At 63.2% G+C, this 4,078-nt stretch carries 3 protein-coding genes; all 3 read right to left on the bottom strand.

Annotation, left to right across the window (positions count from 1 at the left end; translation table 11 throughout):
- A partial coding sequence (gltX, locus tag EN925_RS25950; protein WP_128337029.1) for a glutamate--tRNA ligase occupies positions 1–1,126 on the bottom strand: 1,126 nt, incomplete at its 3' end.
- Positions 1,127–1,311: 185 nt separating this feature from the next.
- Positions 1,312–2,487: a hypothetical protein gene (locus EN925_RS25955; RefSeq protein WP_127369535.1), complete on the bottom strand. Its 1,176-nt coding sequence runs from the start codon at positions 2,485–2,487 to the stop codon at positions 1,312–1,314.
- Positions 2,488–2,747: 260 nt separating this feature from the next.
- On the bottom strand, positions 2,748–4,078 hold a 1,331-nt coding region (locus tag EN925_RS25960; RefSeq protein WP_164894386.1), incomplete at its 5' end, for an ABC transporter ATP-binding protein.

Here is a 4,078-nt window from a genome sequence, read left to right on the forward strand (position 1 = left end):
CCTGCGGTCCTTCGCGCAGGATGCGCCACCAGTTGACCGCATCGGCCAGCCTGTCGAGATTGCCGCGCACCGCCAGCCAGAACGGTTCGGCCTGCTCGCCGGAGACGCCGAGCACGATCAGACGGTCTTGTGCCTCGCTGAACGGCATGTGGTGCAGCAGCGACCGGTTGAGCACGAACAGCTCGTCCGGATCGAACTTGGCCGCGGATTTCGATGTCGCCGCCGGATCGAAGCGTTCGGCGAGTTCGCCCATCGTCGGCATCGCCGCGACATTCTCCGAAGTGCCTACCAGGACCGCCAATGATGCGACGGCCATCGGCTCGATCCCGTCCTCGCGCAGGCTTTCGATGGAGAGCGCGCCGGTGCGCTTCGACAAGCCCTCGCCCGATGCGGTGGTCAGGAGATTGTGGTGGCCGAACACTGGCGGCGTGGCAGCCAGTGCCTGGAACAGGGCGATCTGCACGCCGGTGTTGGTGACATGGTCGTCGCCGCGGATGACATGGCTGACGCCCATCTCGATGTCGTCGACCACGGAAGGCAGCGTATAGAGATAGGTGCCGTCCTCGCGCACCAGGACCGGGTCGGAAAGCGAGGCCAGATCGACGGTTTCCTCACCGCGCACCAAGTCGTTCCAGTGGATTTCAGTGCGTTCCGGCTGTTGTGGATCGCCTGAGAAATTGGGCAGGAGAAAACGCCAGTGCGGCCGGCGGCCATCGGTCTGGTATTCGGCGATCTGCTCGTGCGTCAGGGTCAACGCCTCGCGGCCATAGACCGGCGGCAGACCGCGCGTGCGGCGCACCTTGCGCCTGAGATCCAGCTCCTCCGGCGTTTCGTAGCAGGCATAGAGAACGCCTGCCGCCTTCAGCCTCTCGACCGCCGCGTCATAGACTTCGAAGCGCCGCGACTGGTACTCGGTGGCGTCGGGAAAAATGCCCAACCAATGCAGGTCGTAGAGGATGGCGTCGGAAAACTCCTGCTTCGAGCGCGCAATGTCGGTGTCGTCGAAGCGCTGGATGAAGCGACCCTTGTTGTTCACGGCGAACAGCCAGTTGAACAGAGCCGTGCGCGCATTGCCGATATGGATGCGGCCGGTCGGCGAAGGGGCGAAACGAACGGTAACTGTCATGAGCGGGGCGTACCGGATGCTTTTACGATTGACAAGACGCGCCCCCGCGCTGCCCGGCAGACATAGAACATGGCGGCTGGAATGAAAAGACCGGGCGTTGGACGCCTCAGGAGGCGCCCAGTCCGCAGGCGGCCTTTGTAACCGAGCGCAGCCAGCCGCTGGGGCTGACCACCGGTTGAAGGCGATCAGCGGCCGAAATCATCGGAACTGAGGCGGGTCCAGCGGTCGCCCACCACTCCACCGATAAAGATGTCGCCGGAGCGGACCGCTTCCGTGACCTCGGCGATCCGCGAGCGGACCATCGTTCCCCCGGCATAGCGGAAGAAGACATTCTTGTAGCCAAAGAGTTGAGATATGAATCTGGTCTGCGTCTGCCCGGTGATGCCCACGCAGCCCATCTCCCATGCGGCGGCGACAAGCGCATCCAGCGTCGCGCCCCAATGCGATCCGAATGCCTGGATTTGCAACAGGTTCGCCATGTCGCCGGCTTGACCATAGAAGGCATAACAACCGAGCATTTTGCCCGTTTCGTCGTAGATCCCACCGAAATGAAGGGGGCCGTCGGCCCGCTTCTCGGCCGCCAGTGCAAGCAGCCGTGGCAGCTCCCCATCCTTCCAACTCGGCCGAAGAGCGTAACCAGACAGGAGGGTCGGCAGTTCCTCGGCAAATTGCACGGCATTGATCGGCTCACGGTGGGTGCGATGCGACGATGAATGCTGGACGGGGGGCTCGAACCTTCTTTTCGCAAGAGCATCGAATGCTCGCGCAAAGGGGTCGAGTACAAGGTGAGGCAGGCCGGGCCATTTACGGTGCAGTGCGGCGGCGGCCATTCCCGCCGGCCGGAAAACATATGTCCATCCCAGACAATGCACCGGCAGGAGTTGATACTTCATCGGGCGCGCGAAGGCCAAGGATGTCCGGTTGGCCGAATCGGTCAGCTGCAGATCGAATTCGCCTTGATGCAATGCCCGCAGCAATTGCGGTCCGGCCGAGCCGTCATCGGTGCCGGGGTCGGCCATGAGCGGCCCGATGATCGCCGCATTCAATGGCGCACCATTGAGCTCGTAGCGGGCTTTCAAAACGCCGAGGAACCCACCCAGGCGGCCCTGCCGGTTGATCTGGACAAGAGCGTTGCTTTCACCGGAGTGGCCGGCAGGGTCGAGATAAATCTCCCTCATATACGCGGCCGTTTCGGCGATAGCGCGATCGAGGAGGTGACGGCGCCGCCGGCGAAACTTCGTCAGGAAGAGTGCGGCGACGCGCTCGAGATCTTCGGCAGCAAGCGGCCGAACCGAGCCATGCTGAGATTCCAGCACTGACGGCGCAGCCAACTTTTCCTCGGCATTCGCAGAAAGATGCATCGTGAAGAACGTCCGTGGGTTGCCTCCATCGGATATATATCAACCAATGGTAGAAACAACGTATCTCGGTCAATATGATGAACAGAGGTCCCAAGACTTACTATCCGGACAGGACTTCACAGGCAAATCAAGTCGGCCAGCATCACGGCGCTGATCGACGGGTCGACTGCCTCCCTGCGATCGCATCTCCTGCTCCAGCCCGCTGGGCTGACCGTGCCTGACAGAGGCGGCCTCCGGCCGAAGCTGGAGGCCGCCTCAGGTCAGCTGACAAGTCCCTTGGTCAGTTCGAGCGCCTGGCGTTCGAACAGACGGCGGTAGATGCCGCCTTTCAGCCGGATCAGTTCGTCATGCGAGCCTTCCTCGACGATGTTGCCGCGATCGAAGACCAGCAGCCTGTCGAGCGCCCGCACTGTCGAAAGCCGGTGCGCGATGACCAGCGTGGTGCGGCCGACCATCAGCCGCTCCATCGCCTGCTGGATCAGCACCTCCGATTCCGAATCGAGGCTCGATGTCGCCTCGTCGAGGATCAGGATGCGCGCATCGGCAAGGAAGGCGCGTGCGATCGCCACGCGCTGACGCTCGCCACCCGACAGTTTCACGCCGCGTTCGCCGACCAGTGTACCGTAGCCCTTTGGCAGGTTGGTGATGAAGTCATGCGCACTCGCCAGCTTCGCGGCATGCTCGATCTCCTCCTGCGACGCACTCGGCCTGGCATAGGCGATGTTTTCGGCCAGGGACCGGTGGAACAGGATCGGTTCCTGCTGAACGATGGCGATCTGCCCGCGCAGCGAGGCTTGCGCCACCTGCGAGATGTCCTGACCGTCGACCAGGATTTTCCCCGCGTTCACGTCATAGAGCCGCTGGATAAGCTTGACGAAGGTCGTCTTGCCCGACCCCGAATGGCCGACCAGCCCGACGCGCTCACCCGGCGCGATATCGACCGAAAAGTCGCGGTAAAGCGCGGATCGGTGATGGCCATAGTGAAAGGTGACGTTGTCGAAGCTGATCCGTCCTTCGGTGATCCGGATCGGCTTGGCACCTGGCCGGTCCTCGATGCCGAGCGGTTCGGACTGGAAATCGACCAGCTCTTCCATATCGTTGATGGAGCGCTGCAGGTTGCGGATATGCGTGCCGATGTCCCTGAGATAGCCCTGCAGCACAAAGAGCGAGGTCAGCACGAACGCAACGTCGCCGGCGCTCGCCTGCCCCCAGGACCACAGCATCAGCGCCAGGCCGATCACCGCAGCGCGCATGACCAGCAGCAGCACTCCTTGCGTGGTGCCGTTGATGGTGCCGCGCACCCAGGTGCGCCGTGTACGCGCACGCCATTTGGCGACGACCTTGGCCAGGCGGCGTTCTTCGCGCTCCTCGGCGCCAAAGCCCTTGACCACGGCGTTGCAGCTGACCGCGTCGGCCAGCGAGCCGCCGAGGCGGGTATCCCAGGTGTTGGCGAGCCTTGCCGCCGGCGCGACATAGCCAAGTGACAGCAGCGCCGTCACCGTGATGAACAGCACCGAACCGGCAGCAACGACCGCACCCATCAACGGCCAGAACCAGCCGAGCAGCAACGTCGACCCGACCAGCATGACGA

Origin of the sequence: Mesorhizobium sp. M7A.F.Ca.US.006.04.2.1, assembly GCF_004022915.1 — a bacterium.
Taxonomy (GTDB): Bacteria; Pseudomonadota; Alphaproteobacteria; order Rhizobiales; family Rhizobiaceae; genus Mesorhizobium; species Mesorhizobium ciceri.